The sequence below is a fragment of the Reyranella sp. genome, from assembly GCF_050185545.1.
In the GTDB taxonomy this organism is placed as follows: Bacteria; Pseudomonadota; Alphaproteobacteria; order Reyranellales; family Reyranellaceae; genus Reyranella.
Window position 1 is genome coordinate 1 of sequence record NZ_JBFWZI010000241.1, and the last position, 5,021, is coordinate 5,021.

General features: G+C 67.7%; 5 protein-coding genes. 4 read left to right on the forward strand and 1 reads right to left on the reverse strand.

What is annotated here, in order from left to right:
* Window positions 1-440, reverse strand: a 440-nt coding sequence (locus AB7O82_RS34425; protein WP_428621459.1) for an acyl-CoA dehydrogenase family protein, incomplete at its 3' end; no start/stop codon positions are given.
* A gap of 173 nt (window positions 441-613) precedes the next feature.
* Here AB7O82_RS34425 and AB7O82_RS34430 point away from each other — a divergent pair.
* From AB7O82_RS34430 to AB7O82_RS34445, 4 genes are read left to right on the forward strand one after another with little or no spacing between them, the layout of a single operon-like run.
* Window positions 614-1,231: a TetR/AcrR family transcriptional regulator gene (locus AB7O82_RS34430; protein WP_428621461.1), complete on the forward strand. Its 618-nt coding sequence runs from the start codon at window positions 614-616 to the stop codon at window positions 1,229-1,231.
* Complete coding sequence (locus tag AB7O82_RS34435) at window positions 1,228-2,733, forward strand: acetyl-CoA carboxylase biotin carboxylase subunit (protein ID WP_428621463.1); 1,506 nt, start codon at window positions 1,228-1,230, stop codon at window positions 2,731-2,733. Before AB7O82_RS34430 ends, AB7O82_RS34435 begins: the two co-directional genes overlap by 4 nt.
* The gene (locus AB7O82_RS34440; protein ID WP_428621465.1) at window positions 2,733-3,389 is read left to right on the forward strand and encodes an acetyl-CoA carboxylase biotin carboxyl carrier protein subunit; all 657 of its coding nucleotides are present in this window, start codon (window positions 2,733-2,735) and stop codon (window positions 3,387-3,389) included. Before AB7O82_RS34435 ends, AB7O82_RS34440 begins: the two co-directional genes overlap by 1 nt.
* Before the next feature lies 1 nt (window position 3,390).
* A complete protein-coding gene (locus tag AB7O82_RS34445) occupies window positions 3,391-4,998 on the forward strand; it encodes an acyl-CoA carboxylase subunit beta (RefSeq protein WP_428621467.1) in 1,608 nt (535 codons plus the stop codon).
* The last annotated feature ends 23 nt before the right edge of the window (window positions 4,999-5,021 follow it).

Here is a 5,021-nt window from a genome sequence, read left to right on the forward strand (position 1 = left end):
GCATCGGATCCCGCCCCCGGCTCCGTGAGCCCGAGCGCGCCGATCGCGCTGCCGTCGCACAGCCGCGGCAGGTAGCGCCGGCGGACATCGTCGGAGCCGTTGCGCGCAATGTTGTTCGCGCACAGGTTCTCGTGCGCCACGTAGCTCAGCGCGATTGACGGATTGCGGCGCGCCAGCCCCTGCGTGATCAGTCCCGACGTGAAGAAATCGCTGCCGGCGCCGCCGAGCTCCGGCGGCACCGTGACACCGAGAAAGCCCATGCGAGCGAGATCCGGCATCGTCTGCGGCGGCCACCATTCCTCGTCGTCCATCTTCTGCTGGAGCGGGAAGAACGCCTCCTCGGCGAAGCGGTCCGCCTGTTCGAGGATCTCCTCCTGCTCGGGCGAGAGCCGAAAGCCGTTCGCGGCAAGCGAATTCAGCCGTGTCTCCGCACTCGCCATCGCGCTCTCCCTTGGTTCCGCCCGCGTGCGGGCGTGCGTTCGTTGACAAGCCAAAGTGAAGTGTATTCAATATGGCCGATCAAGAGGCGGCGGGGACAAATTCGCTGGCCGGTCGGGGAGGATGAACCAGCCATGACGTTCAAGCGCGCGTCACCGGAATTTAAGGGCGGCTGATGCCCGCGATCAGCCCGCAGCGCATGCGCGACCGGTACGAGGCGATCCTCGCGGCGGCGACGCGCGTGTTCTCCGAGAAGGGTTATTCGAACGCCTCGATCACCGACATCGCGCAGGCTGCGAACATCTCGGACGGGCTGATCTACAAGTATTTCACCAACAAGCGCGATCTTCTCGAGCGCGTGCTCACCGTCTTCTACGAGCGGGCCATCGCCGAGCTGGAGACCCGGATCGCGCAGGGCACGAACTTCGAGGAGCGGCTCTACACGCTGATGAGCGGCCATCTCGGGGTCTTCGTGTCCGATATCGATCTCTGCCGGCTGTTCATCTCCGAGGTCCGCACGGCGAGCGACTATCGCGGCTCGGCGATTCAGCAACTCAACCGGCGCTATACGTCGATGCTGGTCAAGGTCGTGGAGCAGGGCATCGCCGACGGCGAGGTCGACGCCGATCTCGATCCCCGTCTCGTGCGCGACATGCTGTTCGGCGCCATCGAGCACACCGCATGGCGCCACCTGCGGGGCATTCGCCCGCTCGACGTCGCGCGCATCGCGCGGTCGATGACGGATATCCTGCTGAACGGCCTTGCGGTCCGTCGCCGCAGAGCGCGCGCATGACGACGCCGGGCCGCGATGCCTCCACGGCAGCCTGGCCGTTCCGCGCCGTCCTGATCGCCAATCGCGGCGAGATTGCGCTGCGCATCCTGCGCACCGTCGAGCGCCTCGGCCTCGAGGCGATCGTCGTGCATCACGCGGTCGACGCGGCAACGCCGGCGGTCCGCGCCGCCAGACGCACGGTCGAGATTACCGGCCGCACGCCGGTCACGGCCTATCTCGACGGCGCGCAGATCATTGCCGCCGCGAAGCAGTCGGGTGCCGGCGCCATCCATCCGGGCTACGGCTTCCTGTCGGAGAATGCGGGCTTCGCGCGCGACGTCGCGGCTGCGGGCCTGATCTTCGTCGGCCCGAGGCCGGAAGCGATCGAGCTGATGGGCGACAAGGTGCGCGCCCGCGCCTTCGTTGCCCGGCACGGCTTTCCGGTGGCGCCGTCCGCTATCGAGGACGACGATCCCGCGACCTTCGTCGAGCGTGCGCGGACGGTCGCCTTTCCACTGCTCATCAAGCCGTCGGCCGGCGGTGGCGGCAAGGGCATGCGGATCGTTCGCGATCCGGCAGACCTGGCCGAGGAGATCGTGCGGGCGCGCAGCGAGGGCCAGCGCTACTTCGGCGACGGGCGCCTCTACGTCGAGCGCTATCTCGAGAACCCGCGCCACATCGAGGTGCAGGTGCTGGGCGACAGCCACGGCACCGTCGTCCACCTCCATGAACGCGAATGCTCGGTGCAGCGCCGCTTCCAGAAGATCATCGAGGAAACGCCCTCGCCGGCGCTCTCGGCCGAGCTGCGCACCCGCATCTGCGAGACGGCGGCAGGAATCGCGCGGGCGGCCGGCTATCGCAACGCCGGGACGGTCGAGTTCATCTACGGCGACGGCGACTTCCACTTCCTCGAGATGAATACGCGCCTGCAGGTCGAGCACCCCGTCACCGAGATGGTGACCGGCATGGACCTTGTGGAGCAGCAATTGCGCGTCGCGGCAGGCGAGCCACTCGGCTTCGCGCAAGCCGACGTCGCCCCGGCAGGTCATGCCATCGAATGCCGCCTCTATGCCGAGAGCCCCGTGCGCGGTTTTATGCCGACCACCGGCCGCGTGCTGATGGTTCGGCATGGCGGCGGCCCCGGTGCACGGCTCGATCCCGGCATCGCCGAGGGCCAGGCCATCACCACGGCGTTCGATCCGATGCTCGCCAAGCTGATCGTGCACGGCAAGGATCGGGAAGAAGCGCGCCAACGCATGCTGGCGGAGCTGAAGAGCTTCGTCCTGCTCGGCTGCGAGACCAACCTGCGCTTTCTGCGTCGCCTGGTGGCGCACCCGGCTTTTCGTGACGGCGATGTGCACACGGGCTTCATCGACGCCCATCCGGAGATCGCGGCCGAGCCGATCCCGCAGGCGACGCTCGACCGCATGCTGGCGGTCGCCGCGCTGTCGGTGCGCCCGGTGCGGGATGCCGCCGACGCGGTCCCGCGGCCGCACGGCGAGATGGGAGGCTGGCGAAACTGATGCGCAGCATCTTCGCCATCGACGAGACCGAGTACCGGGTCTTCGCCGTGCGCGAACGCGATGGCTATCGGGTGCACATCGACGATCGCAGTTATTTGATCGCTGACGGCTACGCGATCGCCGACAAGGGCGGCGAGGCGTTCGCATATGGACAAAACCTCCGTCCCGAGCGAAGCCGCCCGCAGGGCGGCGCAGTCGAGGGACCTTTCTTGTCGGTGCTGCAACAAGAAGGGTCCCTCCACTACGCCGCGCGACGCGCGGCTCCGGTCGGGATGACGGAGATTTTGTCCATGTGCGAATGCCCTGAGGAGGGCGGGGCGCTGGTGGCCGTCGACGGCGACTCGATCTACGTCTGGATGGACGGCGAGACGGTGACGCTCCGCTACCACGACCCCGTTCGGTATCTCGGCGGCTCGGGCGGCGCGTCGGCGAGCGACGTCATCCTGGCGCCGATGCCCGGCACCGTCATCGCGGTCCACGCCGCGGCCGGCGCGGCGGTCGCCCGCGGCGATACCCTGATGGTGATCGAAAGCATGAAGCTCGAGACGGCGATCAAGGCGCCGCGCGATGGCACGCTGGCCGCCGTCCATGTCGCTGTCGGACAGGCGTTCGATCGCTCCGCGCCGCTCGCGACGCTTGCGGCGGCGGAGGCCTGAGGTGCGCCGCCTCGAGAGCCAGCTCGACACGCGCTCGGAAGAGTTCCGCGAGAACGCCGCGCACAATCGCAAGCTCGCGGCGGCGCTCAAGGAACGCCAGGATACGGCGCGACGCAAACGGCCGGCGCGCGACCTCGAGCGCCTGAAGCGCCAGAACAAGATGTTTGTGCGCGATCGCATCGAGCTTCTGCTCGACCCGGGAACGCCGTTTCTCGAATTGTCGTCCCTCGCCGCCAATCAGTCCTACGACGGCGAAGTCCCCGGCGCCGGAATCGTCAGCGGCATCGGCGTCGTCGCCGGTCGCGAGGTCATTCTCCATGCCGACGACGCGAGCGTGAAAGGCGGCGCGTGGTACCCGCATTCGGTCAAGAAGATCGTGCGCACCCTCGACATCGCCATCGAGAACCGCCTGCCGGTGGTTCATCTGTGCGACAGCGCCGGCGGCTTCCTGCCGCTTCAGGCGGACTTGTTCGCCGACCGCTATCTCGCGGGACGCATCTTCCGCAACCAGTCGATCCTCTCGAAGCTCGGAGTGCCCCAGGTCGCGCTCGTGCTGGGCCATTGCACGGCGGGCGGCGCCTACGTTCCCGCCTTGAGCGAGTACAATGTGATCGTGAAGGGCACCGGCGCGATCTTCCTGGGCGGTCCGCCGCTGGTGAAGGCGGCGACCGGCGAGATCGTGACGGTCGAGGAGCTCGGCGGCGCCGATGTGCACACGCGCATTTCCGGCACGGCCGACTATCCCGCCGAGTCGGAGGAGCAGGCCATCGCGATCGCCCGCGAGATCGTCGGCCAGTTCAGGCTGCCGACGAAGCTCGACGTCGAGCGCCTCGAGCCGGAGCCGCCGCACTACGATCCCGTCGAGCTCTATGGCGTCATTCCGCGCGACATCAAGGTCCAGTTCGACGCCCGCGAGGTGATTGCCCGGCTGGTCGACGGCAGCCGCTTCCACGAATATCAGCCCGCCTACGGCGCCACGCTGATCTGCGGCTTCGCCCACATTTGGGGATTCAAGGTCGGAATCCTCGCCAACAACGGCGTGCTGTTCAACGACTCGGCGCTGAAGGGTGCGCACTTCATGCAGCTCTGCAACCAGAGCCTCGTGCCGATGCTGTTCCTGCAGAACATCACCGGCTACATGGTCGGCCGGGACTACGAGCACCGCGGCATCACCAAGGACGGCGCCAAGATGATCATGGCGGTCTCCGGCAGCGAAGTGCCCAAGATCACCGTCGTCATGAACGGCTCGTTCGGCGCCGGCAATTACGGGATGGCCGGCCGTGCGTTCGACCCGCGCTTCCTGTTCATGTGGCCGCAAAGCCAGATCTCGGTGATGGGTGCGGAGCAGGCCGCCAACGTGCTCGCCGACATCAAGATCAGGCAGCTCTCGCGCGAGGGCCGGACCCTGTCGGCCGACGAGATCGGGGCGATTCGCGAGCCGATCCTGGAAGAGTACAGCCGCCAGCAGAGCGCCTACTACTCGACCTCGGAGCTGTGGGACGACGGCATCCTCGATCCGGTCGACACCCGCAACGCCCTGGGAATCGCGATCAGCGCCGCCCTGAACGCCCCGATCGATCGGCCCCACTACGGCGTGTTCCGGATGTGAGGCGCACCGCCCCGTCGCTTCGC

Coding starts and splice junctions, on each gene's coding strand:
- AB7O82_RS34435 (WP_428621463.1), top strand. CDS start 1,228: ATGACGACGCCGGGCCGCGATGCCTCCACGGCAGCCTGGCCGTTCCGC.
- AB7O82_RS34440 (WP_428621465.1), top strand. CDS start 2,733: ATGCGCAGCATCTTCGCCATCGACGAGACCGAGTACCGGGTCTTCGCC.
- AB7O82_RS34430 (WP_428621461.1), top strand. CDS start 614: ATGCCCGCGATCAGCCCGCAGCGCATGCGCGACCGGTACGAGGCGATC.